Annotated in this window: 20 protein-coding genes; 5 read left to right on the top strand and 15 right to left on the bottom strand. The window is 75.9% G+C overall.

Translation table 11 applies throughout. The features are described from left to right. Window position 1 precedes the first annotated feature (1 nt). The 9 genes from VGP36_03900 to VGP36_03860 all read right to left on the bottom strand — a co-directional run bounded on the left by VGP36_03900 (window position 2) and on the right by VGP36_03860 (window position 10,153). Window positions 2–232, bottom strand: a complete 231-nt coding sequence (locus VGP36_03900; protein HEV7653867.1) for an RNA-binding protein — start codon at window positions 230–232, stop codon at window positions 2–4. After that, a complete protein-coding gene (gene rpsP / locus VGP36_03895; protein HEV7653866.1) occupies window positions 233–712 on the bottom strand; it encodes a 30S ribosomal protein S16 in 480 nt (159 codons plus the stop codon). 174 nt (window positions 713–886) lie between these two features. Next, a complete protein-coding gene (locus VGP36_03890; protein HEV7653865.1) occupies window positions 887–1,558 on the bottom strand; it encodes an ATP-binding cassette domain-containing protein in 672 nt (223 codons plus the stop codon). A 182-nt stretch (window positions 1,559–1,740) separates the two neighbouring features. Continuing rightward, the gene (locus tag VGP36_03885) at window positions 1,741–4,425 is read right to left on the bottom strand and encodes a hypothetical protein (protein HEV7653864.1); all 2,685 of its coding nucleotides are present in this window, start codon (window positions 4,423–4,425) and stop codon (window positions 1,741–1,743) included. A gap of 273 nt (window positions 4,426–4,698) precedes the next feature. Beyond that, window positions 4,699–6,099: a proline--tRNA ligase gene (proS, locus tag VGP36_03880; GenBank protein HEV7653863.1), complete on the bottom strand. Its 1,401-nt coding sequence runs from the start codon at window positions 6,097–6,099 to the stop codon at window positions 4,699–4,701. A 43-nt stretch (window positions 6,100–6,142) separates the two neighbouring features. Next, window positions 6,143–7,210, bottom strand: coding sequence for an amidohydrolase family protein (locus VGP36_03875; GenBank protein ID HEV7653862.1), 1,068 nt, complete (start codon window positions 7,208–7,210; stop codon window positions 6,143–6,145). Between the two features lie 26 nt (window positions 7,211–7,236). Further along, window positions 7,237–8,211 carry a PfkB family carbohydrate kinase gene (locus tag VGP36_03870; protein HEV7653861.1) on the bottom strand — a complete coding sequence of 325 codons (975 nt, stop codon included), beginning with the start codon at window positions 8,209–8,211 and terminating at the stop codon, window positions 7,237–7,239. Continuing rightward, window positions 8,208–9,110, bottom strand: a complete 903-nt coding sequence (locus VGP36_03865) for a pseudouridine-5'-phosphate glycosidase (protein ID HEV7653860.1) — start codon at window positions 9,108–9,110, stop codon at window positions 8,208–8,210. The genes VGP36_03870 and VGP36_03865 overlap by 4 nt, the downstream gene beginning before the upstream one ends. 65 nt (window positions 9,111–9,175) lie before the next feature. Then, complete coding sequence (locus VGP36_03860; protein HEV7653859.1) at window positions 9,176–10,153, bottom strand: sulfotransferase; 978 nt, start codon at window positions 10,151–10,153, stop codon at window positions 9,176–9,178. Between the two features lie 61 nt (window positions 10,154–10,214). Here VGP36_03860 and VGP36_03855 point away from each other — a divergent pair, with 61 nt between their 5' ends. Next, on the top strand, window positions 10,215–11,135 hold the full coding sequence (locus VGP36_03855; protein HEV7653858.1) for a hypothetical protein: 921 nt from the start codon (window positions 10,215–10,217) through the stop codon (window positions 11,133–11,135). Window positions 11,136–11,152: 17 nt separating this feature from the next. Then, window positions 11,153–11,608: an Rrf2 family transcriptional regulator gene (locus tag VGP36_03850; GenBank protein HEV7653857.1), complete on the top strand. Its 456-nt coding sequence runs from the start codon at window positions 11,153–11,155 to the stop codon at window positions 11,606–11,608. 128 nt (window positions 11,609–11,736) lie between these two features. Here the strand turns inward: VGP36_03850 and ffh are convergent, their stop codons facing one another. From ffh to VGP36_03825, 5 genes are all read right to left on the bottom strand, one after another. After that, window positions 11,737–13,230 carry a signal recognition particle protein gene (gene ffh / locus VGP36_03845; GenBank protein HEV7653856.1) on the bottom strand — a complete coding sequence of 498 codons (1,494 nt, stop codon included), beginning with the start codon at window positions 13,228–13,230 and terminating at the stop codon, window positions 11,737–11,739. 30 nt (window positions 13,231–13,260) lie between these two features. Beyond that, window positions 13,261–13,917 (bottom strand): GPR1/FUN34/YaaH family transporter, encoded by a 657-nt coding sequence (locus VGP36_03840; GenBank protein ID HEV7653855.1) that lies wholly within the window; start codon window positions 13,915–13,917, stop codon window positions 13,261–13,263. Window positions 13,918–13,984: 67 nt separating this feature from the next. Next, window positions 13,985–15,286, bottom strand: a complete 1,302-nt coding sequence (locus VGP36_03835) for a D-arabinono-1,4-lactone oxidase (GenBank protein ID HEV7653854.1) — start codon at window positions 15,284–15,286, stop codon at window positions 13,985–13,987. Between the two features lie 91 nt (window positions 15,287–15,377). Beyond that, complete coding sequence (locus VGP36_03830; protein ID HEV7653853.1) at window positions 15,378–16,739, bottom strand: MFS transporter; 1,362 nt, start codon at window positions 16,737–16,739, stop codon at window positions 15,378–15,380. After that, window positions 16,736–17,623 carry an NmrA family NAD(P)-binding protein gene (locus tag VGP36_03825; protein HEV7653852.1) on the bottom strand — a complete coding sequence of 296 codons (888 nt, stop codon included), beginning with the start codon at window positions 17,621–17,623 and terminating at the stop codon, window positions 16,736–16,738. The genes VGP36_03830 and VGP36_03825 overlap by 4 nt, the downstream gene beginning before the upstream one ends. 47 nt (window positions 17,624–17,670) lie before the next feature. Here VGP36_03825 and VGP36_03820 point away from each other — a divergent pair, with 47 nt between their 5' ends. The 3 genes from VGP36_03820 to VGP36_03810 are packed head-to-tail and all read left to right on the top strand — an operon-like array spanning window position 17,671 to window position 19,954. Beyond that, on the top strand, window positions 17,671–18,327 hold the full coding sequence (locus VGP36_03820) for a CGNR zinc finger domain-containing protein (GenBank protein ID HEV7653851.1): 657 nt from the start codon (window positions 17,671–17,673) through the stop codon (window positions 18,325–18,327). Further along, window positions 18,324–19,352, top strand: a complete 1,029-nt coding sequence (locus VGP36_03815; GenBank protein ID HEV7653850.1) for an alanine racemase — start codon at window positions 18,324–18,326, stop codon at window positions 19,350–19,352. Before VGP36_03820 ends, VGP36_03815 begins: the two co-directional genes overlap by 4 nt. 59 nt (window positions 19,353–19,411) lie before the next feature. After that, window positions 19,412–19,954, top strand: coding sequence for a YbhB/YbcL family Raf kinase inhibitor-like protein (locus VGP36_03810; GenBank protein HEV7653849.1), 543 nt, complete (start codon window positions 19,412–19,414; stop codon window positions 19,952–19,954). Here the strand turns inward: VGP36_03810 and VGP36_03805 are convergent. Then, on the bottom strand, window positions 19,929–22,259 hold the full coding sequence (locus tag VGP36_03805; GenBank protein ID HEV7653848.1) for a [protein-PII] uridylyltransferase: 2,331 nt from the start codon (window positions 22,257–22,259) through the stop codon (window positions 19,929–19,931). The genes VGP36_03810 and VGP36_03805 overlap by 26 nt on opposite strands. Between the last annotated feature and the right edge of the window lie 51 nt (window positions 22,260–22,310).

Below are 22,310 nucleotides of genomic sequence, written 5' to 3'. Positions count from 1 at the left end.
ATCAGTCGGTGTCGACCACGTCGACGCGCACGCCGCGGCCGCCGATGCCGGCGACCACCTGACGCAGCGCCTTCGCGGTACGGCCACTACGGCCGATCACCTTGCCGAGGTCCTCGGGGTTGACCCGGACCTCCAGCCGCTTGCCGCGGCGGGAGGTGACCAGGTCGACCCGTACGTCGTCCGGGTGTTCGACGATCCCCCGGACCAGGTGCTCGAGAGCAGCCTCGAGCACCTACGCCTCCGGGGTGGCCTCGGCCGGAGCCTCAGCCGGAGTCTCGGTGGCGGCCGGGGCCTCGGCGGCGGCGGCGGTCCTCTTCGGCGCCCGCTTGCGCGGAGTGGTCGCGTCGCCGCCGCCGGTGGAGTCGGAGCTGTTCATCGACTCGCGGGCGGCCTCCTCGAAGGCGGCCCGGCGGTCACGCTTCGGCGCGGCGACCAGCATGGGCGGGGGCGCCGGCTCGTTCCTGAACTTCTGCCAGTCGCCGGTGACCCGCAGGATCGCGGCCACGGACTCGGTCGGCTGCGCGCCGACACCGAGCCAGTACTGGATCCGGTCGGAGTCGACCTTGATCGTCGACGGGTCGTCCTTGGGGTGGTACTCGCCGACCGCCTCGATGGAGCGGCCGTCCCGCTTCGTACGGGCGTCGGCGACGACGATGCGGTAGTGCGGCTCGCGCATCTTGCCGATGCGCATGAGCTTGATCTTGGTGGCCACGGGTGCAGGAACTCCAGCTGCTCGGAATGGACGGGCGACCGGTCCGCGAGTGGGGCACGCGGGACGTTCACCGAGACGGGCGTACACCCGCCGGGTTGAGAGGGACCCGGCGAGAGGACGCGCTCAGTCGACCATCATGCCAGATGTGCGGAGGTCGTCCCGACCCGACCGGTCTCACCAGGACTCGACCGGGCGGCCGCGGTCCAGACGGAGCAGGTGGTCGGTCCGCTCGACCACCCGCGGGTCGTGCGAGGAGACCACGAACGCGACCCCCTCCCCGCCCAGGTCGGCGAACGCCTCCAGCACCCGGTCGGCGGCGGCCGAGTCCAGCTCGGCCGTCGGCTCGTCGGCGATGACGATCGAGGGCCGGCCCAGCACCGAGCAGGCGACCGCGAGCCGCTGCTGCTCGCCGCCGGACAGCTGCGCGGGCAGGTGCCGGGCCCGGTGCTCCAGCCCGAGCAGCACCAGCAGCCGGGTGACCTCGGCCGGGTCCGGGCGCAGGCCCCGCAGCCGGGCCGCGAACCGCAGCTGCTCGGTCGCGTCCAGGTCCGCGACCAGGTTCGCGGTCGGGTCCTGGAAGAGGTAGCCGATCTCGGTCCGGCGCAGCAGCCGGCGGCCGCGGATGCCGACGCAGCCGACCTCCTCGCGCCGGATCCGTACGGACCCGGTGCTGGGGCGGTCGACCAGGGCCAGGATCCGCAGCAGGGAGGACTTCCCGGACCCGGACGGGCCGACGACCGTGGTGACGGCGCCGGCCGGGAAGTCCTTGTCGACCCCGTCCAGTGCGGTCACCGGGGCGCCGGCCACCCGGTAGACCTTGGTCAGGTCGTTGCACGCCGCCGCCATGACCGGCCGGTCCGGGAGGTCGACCGGCGCGGAGCCACCGGAGGCCGGGCCGCCAGACGCCGGACCGACCAGCGCCGGACCGACCAGCGCCGGACCGACGGGAAGCGGGCCACCGGGCGCCGGGGCGACCGGCGCCGGGCTGCCGGCGGCGCGGCGGGGGCGGTCGGGGACGGCGCGGTGGGTCATTCCACGCCCCGCAGCACGTCCGCGGGCCGGGCCCGGTCCGCGACCGCCTGGGCCGAGAGCGCACCCAGCAGCACCAGCCCGATCGCCCCGGCCACGACCCCGGCCACCGCCCCGGCCGAGACCACCAGCACGGCCGCGTACGGCGGCCGCCCCGGCTCCAGGTTCAGCACCCGCACCACCGGCGCCAGCACCAGCCGGGCCAGCACGACCCCGGCGAGCGCACCCAGCCCGACCGCGACGCTCAGCTCGGCCAGCAGCGAGGCCAGGTGGGCCCGCCGGGTCAGCCCCATCCGCCGGCTCAACGCGTACGCGGCGGTGCGGGACCGTTGCCGGGCCGCGAGGTAGAGCAGCAGCGCGGTCACCCCGATCACGCCGGCCAGCGCGGCCAGCACCTGGACGTAGCCGAAGGTCCAGGTCACCGGGTAGAGGTCGGTGTTGCGCACGATGCTCTCCTGGTTGACCTGCCCGGTCACGTGCAGGCCCTTCGCGCCGATCGCGCGGGTGGCGGCCGCGGCGTCGGCGGGCCGGGTCCAGACCTCCTCGCTGCGGGCCGTGTACGGGTTCAGCGCCGGCAGCGCGTGCCGGTCGACCACCAGCAGCGGCTCGGCCACGGAGCGCATGCCCGGGAACACGGCGGTCCGGGCGACCACGTGCACGCGGACCGTCTGCGACTCCAGCGAGACATGGTCGACGTCCTCGTCGCCGCCCCCGGCCAGGATCGCGGGCACGCTGCCGTCCTGGGCCGGCCCGAGCCGGGCGAGCAGGTCCGGCAGCGGCTCGGTGGCGAACGCGCGGCGCCAGTAGGCGTACCGGGCGAAGGTGGCCGGGTCCACGGCCAGCACCGGCAGCTCCTGGGAGAACGTGTCCAGGGCCTCCGGCAGCAGGCTGACCGGCGTGCCGGTCGGCCCGGGGTCGGCGAACACCCCGGGCCTGGCGTCCGTGCGCAACGCGACGCCGGCACCGACGTACGTGGCCGTCTTGGTGTCGACGGTGGCCCGGACCGAGGCCGACAGCGAGGCGCAGACGACAAGCACGCCGACCGGCAGCGCGACCGCGACGAGTACGCCGGCGGAGACGGTCCGGGCGGCGGTGAGGCGGCGGACGGCGAGGAACCCGGGCACCGGCAACCGGCCGCCGAGCGCCTGCAGCCTGCCCACGGGCAGCCCGATCAGCCGCACCACCAGCACGGTCAGCCCGGCCAGCGCCAGCAGCGGCAGCGCCACCACCAGCGGGTCGATCCGGACCGACTCGCCGCCGCTGCTGACCGCGCCGACGCCGCGCAGCCGCTGGTACGACCAGATCGCGGCCCCGACCAGCAGCAGCTCCCAGGGCACGAAGGCCCAGCGGGAGCGCTCCAGCCCGAGCGGGCGCTCACCGGTGGAGCGGCCACGCAGGCCGGCGACCGCGCCCAGCGCGAGCAGACCGGCGACCAGCGCGACCGCCACCGTCCACAGCGCCCGGACGCCGGCGCCGTCGTCGAGCAGGGGGGACGGGCCCAGGTGCGGGGCGGCGGCCAGCGTCACGGCCCAGCCGATCAGGGTCCCGGCCACCGCCGGGCCGATCATCTCCAGCACGGCCTTGCCGGCCAGCCCCGGCGGCCCGATGCCGCGGGCGGCCAGCAGCCGGACCTCGCCGGCCCGGCGCTCGGCCCAGTACCCGCCGGCCGCGGCCACCAGCAGCAGCGCGACCAGCACCGCGGCGTACGCGGCCGGCCGGGTCGCGTCGGCCAGCGCGCCCCGGACCTGGGTCGCCCGGGCGGCGGCGCCGGCCAGCGTGTCGAGGTCCACGTACGTCCCGACCACGCCGGCGGTGCTGAACACCTCCGGCCCGGCGCCCTGGATCGCCGCCGCGACCGTGGCCGCGTCGGCGGCCCGGGCGGTGGCCGGGTCGATCGCGGCCGACCAGGTCGCCCAGGGCCGGTCGTTCTGCGCCAGCGTGAGCAGGGTGCGGTCGTCGGTCAGCACCAGCGGGCGTACCGGCGGGCCGGCGTCGCCGATCGTCGGCACGATCAGCGTCGCCCAGCGGCACCAGGCGACGGGCAGGCTGCCGCCGTAGCTCGGGTCGTTCAGGTCGCGGTAGACACCGGCGACCGGCTCCGGCTTGCCGCGGGCGGTGACCTTGTCCCCGGCGTCCACGCCGAGATTGCGCGCCAGCCCGTCCGGCAGCCAGAGCCCGGGGTCGCCCGGGTGCCCGCGCAGCACGGTGACCTTGCTCAGCGCGCTCGGGCTCGCGAACGCGGTGACCGACAGCTCGGTCCGGCCGGTGCCGACGGTGAGGAAGCCGTCGTTGCTGGCCGCCGGCAGCACCAGGATCCGCTCGCCGACCGGCACCCCGCGCCGGGCCAGCACCTGCCGCACAGCGCCGTCCTCGGCCACCGCGTACGTACTCGCGGGCGCCGGGAGGACCGCGTCGGTGCTGTCCGCGGACCGGTTCGTCACGCCCGGGGTGTACGAGTCCGGGCAGGTCGCCACCGCCCGGTGCAGCGCGCCGCTGGTGGCCGCCGACAGGAACAGCGGCGCGGTCGCCGCGGCGATGCCGAGCACGGCGGTCGCGACCAGCACCGCGGCCGAGGCGCCGGGCTGGGTCAGCGCCGCCAGTGGGGCCCGGACCCAGGGCCGGGACAGCAGCAGGTGGGCCGGCCCGGGACGTCGCCGCACGCCCGGGACCTGCCGTCGCGCCATACCCGCAGCCTAGAAAGGCAGTCCTGCCGCCCGCCTCACCAATACCGAACCGTGATCACATCGCCGCAGACCGGTCACCCCCTCCAACACCCGCGCGCGTGCTCGGGCCTTCCGCCCCAGCGGGATGAAGGTGATGGGGCCCTCCGCCCCGACGGAGCCCGGTGAAGGTGATGGGGCCCTCCGCCCCCGGCGGGGCTCGGTGGAAGAGATCAGCGCCCGGGCCGGCACCGCGCCCAAGCCCCGCCCGGGGGTTACGGGGGCCGCCCCCGACGGCTAGTAAGCGCGGGCGCAGTACGCGAGGACGTCGGGCTCGTCGCCGGTCTCGGGCAGCGACCCGTCGGCACGGGTGAGGCAGCGGACGGTCACCGACCGCTCCGCCAGCTTGGCCTCGCCCTCCGGGCCGAGCTCCGACCACGGCAGCCGGGCCCACCCGGTCACGCACGCGTCGGCCGCGTCGTCGATCGTCTTCACGTCGACGATCCGGGAGTCCCGCATCCGCAGCGACTCGTCGTACAGCGAGACCTGGTCCTCGACCAGCGCGACCCGCACGGCGTTGAGCAGCCCGGCCAGCGGCGTCGGCGTCTTGTTGCCGGCGATCCGGCGGACCAGCATGCAGCGCTCCTCGGCCAGGTCGCGCGGGCCGATCTCGACCCGCAGCGGCACGCCCTTGAGCTCCCAGTCCACCGCCCGCCGCCCGAACGGGATGTCGGCCCGGTCGTCCAGCTCGACCCGGATGCCCGCGGACCGCAGCTCGTCCGCGACCCGGACCGCGGCCTCGGCCGCCTCCGCCTTGATCACGATCACCGCGACCTGGACCGGGGCGAGCCGCGGCGGGACGCGCAGCCCGTCGTCGTCGCCGTGCGCCATGACCAGACCGCCGAGCATGCGGGTCGAGGACCCCCACGACGTCTGCCAGGCGTACTCCCGCTGCCCGCTGGGCGCCAGGAACTCGATCCCGAACGCCTTGGCGAAATTCTGCCCCAGCTCGTGCGAGGTGCCCATCTGCAGCGCCTTGCCGTCGCGGGTCATGAGCTCCATGGTCATCGTGTTCGTGGCCCCGGCGAACCGCTCCCGCGCAGTCTTGCGGCCGACCACGACCGGCATCGCGAGCACGTCGACGACGAAGTCCTCGTACACGTCCCGCAGGATCTGCCGCGCGTACGCTCGGGCCTCCGGCTCGGTCGCGTGCGCGGTGTGTCCCTCCTGCCAGAGGAACTCGGTCGTGCGCAGCAGCAGCCGCGGCCGCATCTCCCAGCGCACCACGTTCGCCCACTGGTTGATCAGCAGCGGCAGGTCGCGGTAGCTCTGCACCCACTTCGCGAACGACGCGTTGATGATCGTCTCGGAGGTCGGCCGCACGACGATCGGCTCCTCCAGCACCTTGCCGCCGCCGATGGTGACCACGGCCAGCTCGGGGCTGAACCCCTCGACGTGCTGGGCTTCCTTCTTCAGGTACGACTCGGGGATGAACAGCGGGAAGTACGCGTTCTTCGCGCCGGCCGCCTTGATGCGGTCGTCCACTTCGGACTGCATCCGTTCCCAGAGCGAGTACCCGTACGGCCGGATGACCATGGTCCCGCGGACCGGGCCGTTCTCGGCCAGCTCGGCCTTGGCCAGGACGTCCTGATACCAGCGGGGGAAGTCCTCCGCCTGCGGGGTGAGCACTCGTGCCATGCCAGCAGAGGGTACGGGCCGTGCAGCGGCGGTCGCCTCCGGGTTACCGGACCACCGCGCCGCGCAGCACGATCCGGACCGGGGCGGTGATCGTGCCGAGCTCCTTGCGGGGGTCGTCCGCGTAGACGACGAGGTCGGCGGGCGCGCCCTCGGCCAGGCCGGGCAGGCCGAGGAACGCGCGCGCACCCCAGGAGCCGGCCGCCAGCGCCGCCTCGGCCGGGATCCCGGCCGCGTGCAGCTGCTGGATCTCCTTCGCCACCAGCCCGTGCGGCAGGACCCCGCCCGCGTCGGTGCCGGCCAGCAGCGGGACCCCGGCCTCGTACGCGGCCCGGATGCGGGCGTGGGCGGTGCGGTGCAGGGCCCGCATGTGCTCCGCGTACGCCGGGTACTTCGACGCCGTGCCGGCGATGTCCGGAAACGTCTCGATGTTGAGCAGGGTCGGCGTGACGTGGATGCCCTTGCGGGCGGCCTCGTCCAGCAGCGCGTCGGTCAGGCCGGTGCCGTGCTCGATCGTGTCCACCCCGGCCGCGATCAGCCCGGGCAGCGCGTCCTCGCTGAACGTGTGGACCGCGACCCGGGCGCCGAGCTCGTGCGCCCGGGCGACCGCGGCGGCCAGCGCGTCGTCCGGCCAGAGCGGGACGAGGTCGCCCACCGAGCGGTCGATCCAGTCCCCGACGAGCTTGACCCAGCCGTCGCCGAGGCCGGCCTGCTCCTCGACCGCGGCGACCAGGCCGTCCGGCTCGACCTCGACGCCGACGTCGCGCAGGTAGCGCTTGGGCCGGGCCACGTGCCGGCCGGCCCGGATCAGCCGGGGCAGGTCGTCGCGGTCCTGGATGAACCGGTTGTCCACCGGGGAGCCGGCGTCGCGGATCAGCAGCGCGCCCGCGTCCCGGTCGGCGACGGCCTGGGCGACCATCTCCTCCTCGGTCGCGTCGCCGACGGGCTTCATGCCGACGTGGCAGTGGCAGTCGACCAGCCCGGGCACGATCCAGCCCTCGGTGGTCAGGGTCTCGGCGTCGCGCACCGGCTCGTACGTCAGGCGTCCGTCGACGATCCAGAGGTCGCGCTGCTCGCCCGCCGGCAGGACCACTCCCCTGACGTGCACCCGCATGCCCCGCACCCTAAGCGGGCCGCGGGTCAGGGCCAGGCGCCGGGGTGTTGGACGGCGCGGGTGCCGGCGGCGACCCCGGCGCGGAGCGCGTCGAGCGGGGTCGCGCCGCCGATGCGGGCGGCCAGCAGGCCGGCGTCGAACGCGTCCCCGGCGCCGGTGGTGTCGACCGGGTCGACCGGCGCGGCCGGGACGTTCCAGAGCCCGCCGTCGCGGTCGAGCCAGGTCGCCCCGCCCGGACCCGCGGTCACCGCGATCGCGCCGACCGCGTCGAGCACCGCCGCCGCGCCGCCGAGCGCGGCCAGCTCCCCCGCGCTCGGCAGCAGCAGATCGACGTCCCGGACCAGGTCCAGGAAGCCCGGCTCCAGCAGCTCGGCGGCCTGCGGGTCGACCGACGTGGTCAGCCCCGCCCGCCGCGCCGCCGCCAGCGCGGCCAGACCCGCGGGCCGGGAGGACTCGTCCAGCAGGACGTACCCGGACAGATGGAGATGCCGGGCGCCGGCCAGGGCCGACGTCGCGATGTCGGCCGGGTCCAGCCGTCCGGCCGCGCCCCGGTCGGCGAGCATGGTCCGCTGCCCGGTCCGGTCCACCAGCACCAGCACCGTGCAGGTCGGCGCTCCGGGGTCGGCGGCCAGCACGGCGTCCACGCCCGCGGCGGCCAGCTCGGCCCGGACCTGCGCGGCCGCCGGGTCCGTCCCGACCCGGGAGACCAGCACCGGCCGCGCGCCGCAGGCGGCCAGCCAGGCCGCGGTGTTGGCGCCCGCCCCGCCCGGCCGCAGCGCGATCGTCGCCCGCGCGTCCCCGCCCGGCACCGGCAGCGCGTCCGCCCGCGCCAGCACGTCGAGAGCAGCGTCCCCGACGACGACGATCCGCGGCCCGGTCCCACCGGGCGCGGTCGCCCGGCCCGCCGGCTCATCCGGGCCCCGGGTGCCGGCGCGCGGAACGCCGGCGCCCGGGGTGCCGGCGCGCGGAACGCCGGCGCCGGACGCGGCAGCGTTGCTCACGAGACGAGGGCGACGGCGATCTCGGCGGCGAGGGCGGCGTTGGCGACGACCAGCTCCTCGTTGGTGTCGAGGCTGACCCCGTTGCTGGCCGTGTGGAAGTGCTCCAGCAGCGCCGGCGTCACGTCGTGCCCGGTGATCCCGCGCTCGGTCAGCAGCGCCAGCCCGCCGGCCAGCAGCTCGTCGTGCAGCGCCCGCGGCATCTCGGCCGCGGCCGGCACCGGGTTGGCCAGCACGATCCCGGCCGACCCCGGGACGGACCCGAAGTGCGCGGCCGCGACCGCCGCCGCCTCGGCCACGGAGCCCACCGTCCACGGCGCGTCGTACGCCGACTCCCGCAGGTAGAACGCCGGGAACCGCTCGGTCCGGTACCCCAGCACCGGCACCGACCGGGTCTCCAGCGCCTCCAGCGTGGCCCCGATGTCGAGCACCGACTTCACCCCGGAGCAGACGACCAGCACCGGCGTCTGCGCCAGCACGTCCAGGTCGGCCGAGACGTCGAACGAGTCGGCCGCGCCCCGGTGCACCCCGCCGAGGCCGCCGGTGGCGAACAGCCGGATCCCGGCGGCGGCGGCCAGCGCGGCCGTCGCGGCGACCGTGGTCGCGCCGTCCCGCCCCAGCCCGTACGCGGGGCCGAGGTCGCGGCGGGACAGCTTGACCAGCCCGGCGTCCGGATCGCAGACGTGGTCCAGCTCGGGGCGGGAGAGCCCGAGCACCGCCTCCCCGGCCAGCACCGCGACCGTGGCCGGCACCGCGCCGGCCGCGCGCACCACGTCCTCCAGCCGCGCCGCGACCGTACGGTTGCGGCCGGCCGGCAGCCCGTGGGCCAGGATCGTGCTCTCCAGCGCCACCACCGCCCGCCCCGCGGACAGCGCCTCCCCCACCTCGTCCGAGACCCTCACGCCCGCCACCCTGCCACCCACCCCGCCGCCCCGCCAACCCAGCGCGGGAGTCCACAGAGGACGGTCTACAAGGGACGGTCTATGTCCGAGTGGGCCGTGCCGATGCGGCCTTGGATGTCGAGTGGGGGACGGGCCAGGGCGTGGGCCTCGCGCCAGTGGGTGAGGTCCAGTCCGGTCAGTTTCTCCAGCAGCGCGACGTCCTCGTCGAAGACCGGCAGCAGCCGGGTCCGCTCCTCGGCCGTCAGCGGCGCCCGCGTCCGCTGCTCCCGCTGCAACCACCGGCGGATCCGCGCGGTCGCCGGCGCCCGGACCGAGGCCGGCAGCCGGTCCAGCGCCGGCAGCACCCGGCCGACGGCGCGGTCGAGCCCGGACGCGGCCGCGGCCGCGGTCACGTTCGAGGCCGGCACCGAGGTGACCACGCCGGTGTCCACGCCCAGGAAGGCACAGATGCCGTCCAAAGTGGACACCGGCTCGCGCCGGAGGTCGCGGTAGAGCACGACGTGGACCTGCTCGCGCGGGAAGACCGAGTAGAGGTGCTCGAGCTGCGCGCCGTACCGGCCGAGGTCCAGGTAGCGCCAGAACGGGCCCCAGCCGCGCGCCGCCCGGGACTCCTCCAGCTCGCAGGCGCGCAGGAAGTCCGCCTCCGGCTCCAGTCCGGCCGAGCGCAGGTGGGTCCAGTTCGAGTGGGCCCGGTCGACCGGGTCCCGGATCACCGCGACCAGCTTGGCCTGCGGGAGCACGGAGGCGATCCGCCGGTGCGCGGCCGGGTCACGCAGGTAGAGCGTGGTCGACTCGCCGGTGAGCGTGCCCGCCGGCGCCCGGTCGAACAACACCTCGTAGTCGCTCCGGCGCCAGACGTACTCGCTGAAGGTCTGGGCGTCACCCGGACCGCCCGGGCCGACCGGGGGCGCGCCGTCGGTGAGGAAGAACTTCGGCTCCTTCACCGCGGACAGGTACAGCTGCGGGTGGGCCGCCAGCGCCACGTGCAGCGCGGTCGTGCCCGCCTTCGGCGCGCCCACCAGCAGGAAGTCGGGGAGGGCCAACGGTCCACCTCCTTCGGCTTTCCTACCAATCTACATGGAAAGTTGTGGCAGGGTTTGCAAGGTGACCTCCACACCCACCCGCGCCGCCTTGCCCCTGCCGCGTCTCTCCGCGTCGACGCTGGTCATGGGACCGCCCGGGGACGGAGTCGGTGCCTGGGCCGGCGGTCCGAGCGCGGTGCTGGACGGCGACACGGTCTACCTGGCGTACCGGCTGCGGCGGCCGATCGGCGAGGGCCGCGGCTACCGCAACGTGATCGCGGCCTCGGCCGACGGCGTGCACTTCGAGGAGGTCGCCACGCTGGAGCGGGACCGGTTCGGGGCCGAGTCGCTGGAGCGACCGGCGCTGGTCCGGACGCCCGAGGGCCGCTGGCGGGTGTACGTCAGCTGCGCGACCCCGGCCACCAAGCACTGGCGGGTCGACCTGGTCGAGGCCGGCACCCCGGAGGGACTGACCACCGCGCCGGCGGTGACCGTGCTGCCCGGCAGCGACACCGCCGGGGTGAAGGACCCGGTCCTGCTGCACGACGGCGAGCGCTGGCACCTGTGGGCCTCGGTGCACCCGCTGCACCGCTGGGACGACGCCGACCGGATGACCACCGACTACGCGACCAGCCCGGACGGCGTGAGCTGGACCTGGGAGGGCACCGTCCTGTCCGGACGGGCCGGCGAGTGGGACGCCCGCGGCGTGCGGGTCAGCGCCGTGCTCGGCTTCGGCGACACCCTGGAGGCCGCGTACGACGGCCGCGCGACCGCCGAGCAGAACTGGGAGGAACAGACCGGCCTGGCCACCGGCTCGCTGCTGCCTTCGGGCCGGTACGGCCTGCTGCACGCCAACGGCGCCGGGCCGGTGCGCTCGCCGTTCGGCGGCGGCGGGGTCCGCTACCTCTCGGTCGTGCCGCTGCCGGGCGGGACGACGCGGATCTACTACGAGGTCACCCGGCCGGACGGCGCGCACGAACTGCGTACCGAGCTGCACGAGTAGGGGCGGATACTCCGGGAGTGCACCTTTCGGCGAAAGCGGACTACGCGGTCCGGGCCGCGGTCCACCTCGCCTGCTCGCCCGACCGCCCGGTGAAGGGTGACGCGATCGCGCAGGCGCAGGACATCCCGTTCCCGTTCCTGGGCGCGATCCTGCGGGACCTGCGCGAGGCCGGGATCGTCCGCAGCCAGCGCGGCGCCGACGGTGGGTACTGGCTGGCCGCGCCGGCCGCCGAGATCACCATCGCCGACGTGATCCGGGCCGTGGACGGGCCGCTGGCCTGGGTCCGGGGCGTACGGCCGGAGGACCTGGACTACTCCGGGGCGGCGCGGGCGCTGCAGGACGTCTGGATCGCGGTCCGGGCCAACCTGCGCGACGTGCTGGAGGCGGTCACGCTCGCCGACGTCGCGGCGGGCGTGCTCCCCGACCGCATCACCACCCTCGCCGCCGACCCCGCCGCCTGGGAACCCCACTAGCACCGCGCACGGGTCGCTGATCTCGCACCCGGCCGCGGTCGACGCGCTCATCGCCGCCGCCGCCCGGGCCACCACGTGAGCGACGACCCGCTGGCGCTGGTCGTCGCGACCGCGGAGCGGCGTGCCGCCTACCTGCCCTTGGGCAGGTTGAGCTTGGAGAGGTCCGGCATGTTCATGCCGGGCGGCAGCTGGTTGAGCGCGCCCGGCGGCAGCGCCGGCATCCCGCCCCGCACCTTCGGCGGCGTCGGCCCGCGGCCCTTGCCCTTCTTGCCCTTCTTGCCGCGCGTCTTCGAGGTCCGCCGCATCCCGGGCAGGCCCATCCCGCCGGCCATCTGCTGCATCATCTTGCGGGCCTCGAAGAACCGGTCGACCAGCCCGTTCACCTCGGAGACGGCGACGCCGGACCCCTTCGCGATCCGGGCCCGCCGGGAGCCGTTGATGATCTTCGGGTCCTGCCGCTCGGCCGGGGTCATGCCGCGGATGATCGCCGCCGTCCGGTCCAGGTCCCGGTCGTCGATGTTGGCGATCTGCTCCTTCATCTGCCCCATGCCCGGCATCAGGCCGAGCAGGTTGGAGATCGGGCCCATCTTGCGGATCGCCATCATCTGCTCGAGGAAGTCCTCGAGGGTGAAGTTGTTGCCGGAGGCGAGCTTGCTCGCCATCCGCTCGGCCTCGTCCCCGTCGAAGGCGGACTGGGCCTGCTCGATGAGCGTGAGCACGTCGCCCATGCCGAGGATGCGCGAGGCCATCCGCTCGGGGTGGAAGACGTCGAAGTCGGCCAGCTTCTCGCCGGTGGAGGCGAACATGATCGGCTGACCGGTCACGTACCGGACCGAGAGGGCGGCACCACCGCGGGCGTCGCCGTCGAGCTTGGTGAGCACGACGCCGGAGAAGCCGACCCCGTCCTGGAACGCCTGCGCGGTCGTGACCGCGTCCTGGCCGATCATCGCGTCGACCACGAACAGCGTCTCGTCCGGCTGCACCGCGTCGCGGATCGCCGCGGCCTGCGTCATCAGCTCTGCGTCGATGCCGAGCCGGCCGGCGGTGTCGACCACGACCACGTCGTGCTGGGTGCGCTGGGCCTCGACCATCGCCCGCCGGGCCACGTCGACCGGGTCGCCGACGCCGTTGCCCGGCTCCGGGGAGAACACGTCCACCCGGGCCTGGGCGCCGACGACCTCGAGCTGGGTGACCGCGTTCGGGCGCTGCAGGTCGGCCGCGACGAGCAGCGGCGTGTGCCCCTGGTTGCGCAGCCAGAGCCCGAGCTTGCCGGCCAGCGTCGTCTTACCGGAACCCTGCAGGCCGGCCAGCATGATCACGGTCGGCGGCTGCTTGGCCAGCCGGATCCGCCGGGTCTCGCCGCCGAGGACGTTGACGAGCTCCTCGTTGACGATCGAGATGACCTGCTGGGCCGGGTTCAGCGCGCGGGAGACCTCCTCGCCGCGGGCCCGTTCCTTCACCGCCCCGACGAACGCCTTGACCACCGGCAGCGCGACGTCCGCCTCCAGCAGCGCGATACGGATCTCGCGCGCGGTGGCGTCGATGTCGGCGTCGGAGAGCCGGCCCTTGCCCCGCAGCGTGGTGAAGACCGCGGACAGCCGGTCGGAGAGCGTGTCGAACACCCACCCAGCCTAGCCGTCCGCGGCGACCGCCTACCGCATGACCGCGTTGCCCATCGGCATCGCGGGGGCGCCGAGGTCCTGGCCGAAGCCGTCGTACAGGACGTACGCGAAGACGGCGCAGAAGCCGAACGTGGTCACGCCGGCCCAGGTGAACAGGCTCGCGTTGGTGTTCGCCACGGCCAGGAACGCCAGCAGGAAAGTCAGGTCGACCAGCACGAAGCCGACGGTGAAGGCCATCGGCAGCCGCAGCGTCGCCGCCGTGAGCAGCACGAACACGAGCAGGAAGGAGAGCAGGTACGTCGACTGCACGCTCTTCACCCCGGCTGCCGTGATCCCCCACCAGCCGCTGGTCAGCCCGGCCACCAGGGCTGCGAAGCTCAGCCAGAACGCAGAGAAGACGCCGAAGATCGCGGCCACCGTGTTGGCCGCGACCCGACCGGCCCAGACCGTCGCGACGAGCATGAACAGCCCGGCCGACAGGGCCATGATCGGCACCATCCCGCCCGGCAGCGTGGCCGTGTCGAGGTAGCCGACGAACCAGAGGCCGAGCGTGAGGCCCGAAGGCAGGAACGTGATCAGCCCCAGCAGCGCCGGGTTGGCCACCGGCGCGGCCGGGGCTACCGGGGCTACCGGGTCGAGGGAGAGGTGGGGGTGGGACAGGGCGTGGGCATCGGTCTCGGCAGTCATGGCTCGCTCCTCGTCGATGCGGCTGACTCTGCCCCGTACGTTCGACCGGAACGGCCGCGCGGATGTCTCAGTACGAGACGGGGCCGAGGACGCGCAGCGTGTAGCCGTTGACGAACCGGCCTTCCGGGTCGCAGGAGGCTCGTAACGCCCGGGCCTCGGCGTAGCGCGGGTAGCGGGGGGCGAGCTCGCCGGCGGACAGCTCGTGCAGCTTGCCCCAGTGCGGCCGGGCGGTGTCGCCGGCGACCTCGTGCACGACGGCGGCGACCGCGTCGACGTACTCCTGCCAGGGCTCGCGGACGTAGCGGTGCGCGGCCAGGTAGGCGGTCTCCCGCCCGTACGCGGTGGACAGCCAGCGGTCGTCGGCCGCCGCGACCCGGACCTCGACCGGGAAGGAGATCCGCCAGCCGCGCCGGCGGATCGTCGTGTCCAGCTCCCGCAGCACGTCCGGCAGCAGGTCTCGCGGCATCGCCCACTCGGTCTCGTGGAAGCGCACCCGGCGGGGGTGCGAGAACACCTTGTGGGACCGGTCGGTGTACGTCCGCTCCCCCAGCAGCCGGGTCGCCAGCCTGTTCGCCGGCGGGACCAGCGCCGGGACCCGGACGCCGGCCCGGCAGACCGCGCCGAACAGCGCGTTCGCGACGATCTCGTCGTCCAGGACCGCCCGCCAGCGGGGCAGCGGGTCCAGCTCCGCCAGCGGCACCCGGGTGTTGCGCTTGAGCTGGCAGTCGGCCGTGTGCGGCCACCAGTAGAACTCGACGTGGTCGGCCTCGGCCGGCAGCGTCTCCCAGCGGCCGAGCAGGTCCGGCAGCGTGGCGGCGGACTCCTCCGCCCGCAGCGCGAACGCCGGCACGCACCGCAGCGTCACCGTGGTGATCACCCCGAAGGCGCCCAGCCCGACCGACGCCGCCGCCAGCAGGTCGCCGTCGGCCTGCACGATCGAGCCGTCGCCGGTGACCAGCTCCAGCCCGAGCACCTGGGTGGCCAGCCCGCCGTACGCCAGGCCGGTGCCGTGGGTGCCGGTGGAGATCGCCCCGGCCACGGTCTGCACGTCGATGTCGCCGAGGTTCTCCAGCGCCAGCCCGTGCTGGGCCAGCAGCAGGGACAGCTCGTGCAGCCGGGTGCCGGCCCGCACGGTCACCCGGTCGCCCGCGATCGCGACCACGCCGGTGAGCCGGGTCGGGTCCAGCAGCACGCCGTCGGTGACCGCGGCGGCGGTGAACGAGTGCCCGGAGCCGGCCATCCGGACGGTCAGGCCGTCCCGGGCGGCCTCCTTGACCGCGGTCACCACCGCGCCGGTGTCGGCGGGCGCGAGCACCCGGGCGGGCCGGGCCGTCTGGTCGCCGGCCCAGTTCCGCCAGTGCTCGCGCATCACCCCACCGTACCGAGAGCGCACGACGGCTCAGACGGCGCCGGCGGACCAGGCGACCGCTTCTTCGCCCTCTCCGGCGGCAACTGACCGCTCACGCCGGTGCGACCGCTGAGGTCGCCGGCACCCGGGCGGAGGCGACGACGAGGGCGGCGCCGAGGAGGGTGGCCGCGGCGCAGACCCAGCAGGCCTCGTTCCAGCCGGAGACCACGGTGGCCGGGCGGGAGCCGGTGGCGAGCGCGGCCACGATCGTCACGCCGAGCGCGGCCCCGACGTACCGGCTGGTGTTGTTGATGCCGCTGCCGGTGCCGGCCTGGTCCGGCGGCATGCTGGCGACCGCCTCCCGGCCGAGCGTCGCGGTGGCCACGCCGGTGCCGATGCCGGCGACCACGAGCCCGGCGACCAGCCGGCCGGGCGAGGCCGTCACCGACAGCCCGGACAGCGCCGCCAGCCCGAGCGCGACCAGCAGCAGCCCGCCGCCCAGCCGGGCCGTGCCGCTCCAGCGCTCGGGCAGCACCCGCACCGCCAGCGCCGCCGCGGAGCTCGTCGCCGACCAGGCCAGCAGCAGCACGGCCGAGAGCAGCGCGCCCCGCCCGAGCCCGCGCTGCAGCAGCGTCGGCGTGTACGAGCTGATCGCGATGATCCCGATCCCGGTGGCGAACGCGCCGATCGTGGCCGACCGCAGCCGAGGCCGCCGGAACGCCCGCAGGTCGATCATCGGGTCCCGGGCCCGCAGCTGGTGGACCGGGAACGCGGCCAGGAACGCGGCCGCGGCCACCAGCAGGACCAGCACCGACGGCCGCCCCCACCCCTGCCGGCCCTCGGTCAGCGCGGTCAGCAGGCAGCCCAGGCCGGCCGCGAGCAGCAGCGCACCGGCCGCGTCGACGCCGCGGTGCCGGCCCAGCGTGGACTCGGTCAGCAGCGCCGGGCCGGCCAGGGCCAGCCCGAGCCCGAGCAGGGCCAGCACCCCGTACGTGACCCGCCAGCTCGTCCCGTGCTGGACCAGCGCCATCAGCAGCGGCCCGACCGCGACGCCGGCCCCGAACATCGCGCCCCACCAGGCGGTGGCGCCGGCCCGGGCCGGACCGGGCGGGTACGCCGCGCCGATCAGCGCCAGCCCGCAGGCCAGCACCGCGGCCGCGCCCAGGCCCTGCACGATCCGGGCCGCGATCAGCACCGAGGCGTCCGGCGCGACCGCGGCCAGCACGCAGGACAGCGCCAGCAGCACGGCGCCGGCGGTGAACACCCGCCGCCGCCCGATGTCGTCGCCGAGCGCCCCGGTGGGCACCAGCGCGACCGCGAACCCGACGCTCATCGCGGCGACGATCCAGGACGACGCCGACACCCCGGCCCCGAGGTCGGCCGCGATCGCCGGCAACGTCGCCAGCGGCGCCGTGTACGCCATCATCGCCAGGAACGTGCCGAACCCCGCGACCCCGAGCGTCCGCGCGCTCATGCCGACCGGGCGGCCGCGAAGAACCCGAGGTGGCCGGCCACCGAGTCGGCGGCCGGGTACGGCGGGCGCCCGGTCAGCTCCCGGACCGTCGGCGTCGTGCCGGCCGAGACGCCGCTGCCGATCAGCCGGTCGATCTCCACCAGCACGTCGACCATCAGCGGGACGAAGCCGGCCGCGGCGAGCACCGCGCGCTGCTCCGCCTCGGTCCGGACCGCGTACGGCACCGGGCGGTGCAGCGCGACGCCGAGCAGCCCGGACAGCTCCGGCATCGTGACCGCGGCCGGTCCGGTCAGGTCGTAGGCCCGGCCGCCGTGCCTGCCTGCGCCGTCCCGCAGCACCACCGCGGCCACCGCGGCGACGTCCCGGCTGTCGATCGCGCTGATCGCGCCGGCGCCGGCCAGACCGCCCCAGCCGGCGCCGGCGGCCAGCGTGGCCGCGACCCGCAGCATCATGTCCACGTACGTCGCCGGCCGCAGCACGGTCGCGGCCACCGGCAGCCCGGCCAGGTGCGCGTCGATCTGCCCGTGCCAGCGCAGCACCGTGCTGTCCTCGCCCAGCCCCGACCCCCGTACGGACAGGGTGACCAGGTGCGGCACGCCGGCCGCGACGGCCGCGTCGGCCAGCGCGATCTCGTCGGCGACCTGGCGCTCATGGGTGCCGGTGGCGAGGAACGCCGCGGCCGAACCGGCGAACGCGGCCCGCAGCGTCGCCGGGTCGGCGAAGTCGACCGCGGCGAGCTCCACCCCGGGATCGGCCAGCCGGGACCGGGCCGCGGCCGGGTCGCGGGTGAGCACCCGGACCGGCACCCCCGCCCGCCGCAGTCGCCGGGTGAGCTCCCCGCCGACCCGTCCCGACCCGCCCGCGATGCTGACTCTCGTCTCCATAGGCCCACCGTAGCCCCTGAACTGACAGAGCCGTATAGAGTTGAGGTATGTCACTTCCGGCCACCGGGCGGTACGGCGTCGGCGTCGCCCCGGGCGGCCTCGCGCTGGTCCAGGAACTGCTCAACACCAAGGCCGCGGGTGGGCAGGCCGACCTGCTGGCCGAGCTCGGCACCGCCCGCGACCTGGCCCCGGTCGAGCTCACCGACGCCGACCTCCCCCGCCTCCGCACGCTGCGCGCCGCCCTCAGTCACGCGCTCGGCGGCGACCGCCCCGGCGACGCCGCGCCCGCCGGGCCGCCCGGCGGGCCGCCCGGCGGGACGCCCGGCGGAGGGACGCCCGGCGGAGGGACGGCCGGCGGCCACCACGGCGGTGGGGTGGCCGGCACGGTGCGTCTCACGCTCGACCCGGCCGCCGGGACGGTCGGGACGCAGGCCCGCGGCACGGGCGCGCAGTGGATCGCCGCGACCGTGCTGACCGAGGCGCTGCTGGCCCAGCGGGACGGCACCTGGTCCCGCCTCAAGCTCTGCCGCAAGCCGGCCTGCGCGGTCGCCTTCTACGACCGCAGCCGCAACAACTCCGGCGTCTGGCACGACGTCCGCCGCTGCGGCAACGCCGCCAACCTGCGTGCCTCGCGCGCCCGTCGTCGGGCGGTCAGCCGTCCCGAGCACGGCGACGGGCCGACCCGGCCTAGTCTCGCGCCGTGAAGGTCACCGACCTGCAGACGCCGGCGCTGCTCGTGGACGCCACCGCGCTGGAGCACAACCTGAGCACGATGGCCGCCGCGCTGCCGGGCCCGCGGCTGCGCCCGCACGTCAAGGCGCACAAGACCACCGCCCTGGCCGCCCGCCAGGCCGCCCACGGCGCCCGCGCCTTCACCTGCGCCACGGTCCGCGAGGTCGAGGGCATGGTCGCGGCCGGGCTCGGCGAGGACCTGCTGCTGGCCAACGAGGTGCTGGACACGACCCGGCTCGGGGCGCTGGCCGACCGGGCCCGGATCACCGTCGCGGTCGACTCGGAGCAGACGGTCGGGGCGGCGTCCCGGGGCGGCGTCCGCGAGGTCCTCGTCGACGTCAACGTCGGGCTCCCCCGCTGCGGCTGCGCCCCCGAGGACGCCGGCCGGATCGCCGACCTGGCCCGCGCCAAGGGCCTCACCGTCCGCGGCGTGATGGGCTACGAGGGCCACCTCATGCTGCTGCCGGACGCCGCCCAGCGCCGCACGATGACCGCGGACAGCATGGCCCTGCTGGCCCGGGCCGCGGCCGACGTCGGCGGCGACATCGTCTCGGCCGGCGGCACCGGGACGTACGCCGACAACACCGTGGCGACCGAGATCCAGGCCGGGTCGTACGCGCTGATGGACACCGCGTACGGGGCGGTCGGGCTGCCGTTCCGGCCGGCACTGACCGTGCTCGGGACGGTGGTCTCCGCGGCCCCGCCCAGCAGCGAGATCCAGCCGCCCTGGGTGGTCGCGGACGTCGGGCTGAAGTCGCTGGGGATGGACCACGGCAACCCCACGATCCCGGGCGCGACGGTCTGGTTCTGCTCCGACGAGCACACCACGTACGCGCCGGACGAGCCGCGGTCGGTGGTCGTCGGGGACCGGGTCCGGGTGCTGCCCGCGCACGTCGACCCGACCGTCGCCCTGCACGACCGGATGCACCTGGTCACCGGAGACGGCCCTGATGCGACCGTCGTCGATACCTGGCCCGTCGACCTGCGCGGCTGGTGAACCCGCCGCGACCAGGATTCGTTGATCGACTGAACCCGTAGCGAAAGGAAGAACCCCGCATGCCGTCCCTGGACCGACCCACCGCCCCGCTTCCGTACGACCTGTTGCCCGCTGTGCCGACGTTCACGGTGACCAGCACGGACGTCACCGAGGGCGCCCAGATGGACCTGACGTTCGCGCACGACTCGGCCGGCGGGCAGAACCTCTCGCCCCAGCTGTCCTGGTCCGGCGCGCCCGAGGGCACCAAGAGCTACGTGGTGAACTGCTTCGACCCGGACGCCCCGACCCCGTCGGGCTTCTGGCACTGGACCGCGGTGGACATCCCGGCGAGCGTCACGTCGCTCGACACCGGGGCCGGGAAGGACGACGACAGCCTGCCCGAGGGCGCGTTCCACGTCCGGGACGACTTCGGCCTGCGGCAGTGGGACGGGGCCGCGCCGCCGGCGGGCGACGTCGTGCACCGGTACGTCTTCGCCGTGCACGCCCTGGATGTCGAGCACCTGGGCGTGGACCCGGACGCGACCCCGACCTTCGTCGCGTTCAACGTGCTGTTCCACACGCTGGCCCGCGCGATCATCACCCCGACGTACCAGCAGCAGTGAGGACGACCTCGGTGACGGCCCGGCGTACGTCCGGGTCCGTCACCGGGGTCCCGTCGGCGCCGACGACGTAGAACGCGTCGACCGCGGCGCCGCCGAGGGTGCTGACCCTGGCCCCGCGGACGTCGAGCCCGGAGCGCTCCAGCGCGGCGGTGACCCGGTGCAGCAGCCCGGCCGCGTCGGCGGCCCGCAGCTCCAGCACGGTCGCGCCGGTCGCCGCGCCGTCGAACCAGAGCACCCGCGGCGGCGCCTGCGCGTCCCCGGGGCCGTACGCGGCCTCCTTGGCGGCGAGCTTGTCCGCCAGCGGCAGCGAGCCGGCCAGCGCCCGGGTCACGTCCGCCCGCAGCAGCGCCGGGTCGGGGCCGCGGCCGAAGCGTGGGCTGACCGTGAACACGTCCACCGCGGTGGGGCCGAGGGTGACCGCGCTGGCCGCCCGGACGTCGAGCTGGTGCAGCGCCAGCACGCCCGCGGTCCGGCTGAGCAGTCCGGGCATGTCCGGCGCGGCCACCGTGACCGCGTCCCCGTCGATCCGCACCGCGACCCCGCCGGAGCTGGACTCGGCCAGCTCGCGCTGGGCCGCGGTGAGCACCGGCGGCGGCTGCGGCGGCTGCCCGGCGACCGCGTCCCGGGCCCGGTCCACCAGCTCGGCCACGAGGTCGGCCTTCCAGTCCGTCCAGGCCGCCGGGCCGGTGGCCAGGCCGTCGGCGACGGCCAGCCCGTGCAGCAGGTCGAGCAGGTCGCGGGAGCCGTCCACGGCATCGACCACGGTCCGTACGGTGACCGGGTCGGCGAGGTCGCGGCGGGTCGCGGTGTCCGGCAGCAGCAGGTGGTGCCGGATCATCGCCACGATCGTGGCCGCGTCCCCGTACGGGAGGCCCAGGCGGGGGCCGAGCTCGCGCACCACCGCCACCCCGGCGTCGGTGTGGTCGCCCGGGAAGCCCTTGCCGAGGTCGTGCAAGAACGCGCCGAGCAGCAGCAGGTCCGGCCGGGCCACGGTCCGGGTCAGCGCGGCCGCCTCGGCCGCGGCCTCCATCAGGTGCCGGTCGACGGTGAAGCGGTGCACCGGGTTGCGCTGCGGCCTGGACCGGACCGCGGCCCACTCCGGGATCAGCCGGACCAGCAGGCCGGCCCGGTCCAGCGCCTCCAGCACCGGGACCGCGCGGTGGCCGGTGCCGAGCAGGTCCACGAACGCGTCCCGGGCCTCGGCCGGCCAGGGCGACGGGATCGGCGCGGACTCGGTCTCCAGCCGGTCCAGCGCGTGCGGCGCCAGCGGCAGGCCGGACCGGGCGGCGGCGGCGGCCACGCGCAGCACCAGCACCGGGTCGGTCCAGGGGTCGGCGTCGCGGGCCAGCACGACCTCGCCACCCTGCTCGACCACGCCCTCGGCCAGCGGCCGGCGCTGCACCGCGGGGTTGCGGCGGCCGGGCAGCACCCGGGTCAGCGACCGGCTGCGGCGGCGGGCCTCCAGCTCGGACCCGACCTGGCGCCAGGCGGTGTCGGCGGCGAAGGCGATCGTGCGCCCGGCGTCGGAGACCGCGCGCAGCAGGTCGTCGGCGTCGGGCCGGCCGAGGGCGTCGGCGATCGAGGGCTGCTCCTGCTGCACCAGCCGGTCCAGCGCCCGGCCGGACCGCTTCTGCAGCTCGCCCCGGGTGTCCAGCAGGACCTCGCGGGCGGCGATCACGGCCGGCCCGGGCGCGTCCAGCAGCTGGGCGGCGGCCAGCGCGTGCAGCGCGTGCACGTCCCGCAACCCGCCGCGGGCCTCCTTGAGGTCGGGCTCCAGCAGGAACGCCAGCTCCCCGGCCGTACGCCAGCGGCCCAGCGTCGCCGCCCGCAACTCCGGCAGCCGCCGCGGCGAGGCCTGCCGCCAGCCCGCGTACGCCTTCTCGCGCAGCTCGTGCGAGAGCGCCGCGTCCCCGGCCAGGTGCCGCAGCTCCAGCAGCCCGAGCGCGGCCTTGAGGTCGTCCTTGGCCACCCCGAGGGCCTCGTCGACCGTACGGACCGAGTGGTCCAGGCCGACCCGGGCGTCCCAGACCGGGTACCAGACCGCGTCGGCCAGCTCCTCGATCCCGGACCGGCCCCGGTGCAGCAGCACCAGGTCCAGGTCCGAGTACGGCGCGGGCTCGCGGCGGCCCAGCCCGCCCACGGCGACCAGCGCGACGTCCGCTGCGGGGCCGGCCGCGGCCGCGTACACCTCGGCCAGCCACTCGTCGTACAGGCCGGTGAGCGCGTCCCGCAGCGCCTTGCCGTGCAGGCCGTTGCCGAGCAGCACGGCCCGGCCCTCGCGCAGTCGCGACGCGGCGGGCTTCACCACCGCGTCCCCCTGTACGCACACAGGACCCGGTCCGGCGCGGGGGTCACC

Source organism: Mycobacteriales bacterium, from assembly GCA_035995165.1.
GTDB lineage: Bacteria > Actinomycetota > Actinomycetes > Mycobacteriales > CADCTP01 > CADCTP01.
Note: the sequence above shows the minus strand (reverse complement) of the source record. Positions and strands in the feature narration are given on the sequence as shown.

Bases quoted from the DNA above. Each gene is read 5' to 3' on its own strand.
- VGP36_03825 (HEV7653852.1), bottom strand. From the start codon at position 17,623: ATGGAGACGAGAGTCAGCATCGCGGGCGGGTCGGGACGGGTCGGCGGG.
- VGP36_03840 (HEV7653855.1), bottom strand. From the start codon at position 13,917: ATGACTGCCGAGACCGATGCCCACGCCCTGTCCCACCCCCACCTCTCC.
- VGP36_03875 (HEV7653862.1), bottom strand. From the start codon at position 7,210: ATGCGGGTGCACGTCAGGGGAGTGGTCCTGCCGGCGGGCGAGCAGCGC.
- VGP36_03885 (HEV7653864.1), bottom strand. From the start codon at position 4,425: ATGGCGCGACGGCAGGTCCCGGGCGTGCGGCGACGTCCCGGGCCGGCC.
- VGP36_03835 (HEV7653854.1), bottom strand. From the start codon at position 15,286: ATGCGCGAGCACTGGCGGAACTGGGCCGGCGACCAGACGGCCCGGCCC.
- VGP36_03890 (HEV7653865.1), bottom strand. From the start codon at position 1,558: ATGGCGGCGGCGTGCAACGACCTGACCAAGGTCTACCGGGTGGCCGGC.
- VGP36_03820 (HEV7653851.1), top strand. From the start codon at position 17,671: ATGTCACTTCCGGCCACCGGGCGGTACGGCGTCGGCGTCGCCCCGGGC.
- proS (HEV7653863.1), bottom strand. From the start codon at position 6,099: ATGGCACGAGTGCTCACCCCGCAGGCGGAGGACTTCCCCCGCTGGTAT.
- VGP36_03830 (HEV7653853.1), bottom strand. From the start codon at position 16,739: ATGAGCGCGCGGACGCTCGGGGTCGCGGGGTTCGGCACGTTCCTGGCG.
- VGP36_03810 (HEV7653849.1), top strand. From the start codon at position 19,412: ATGCCGTCCCTGGACCGACCCACCGCCCCGCTTCCGTACGACCTGTTG.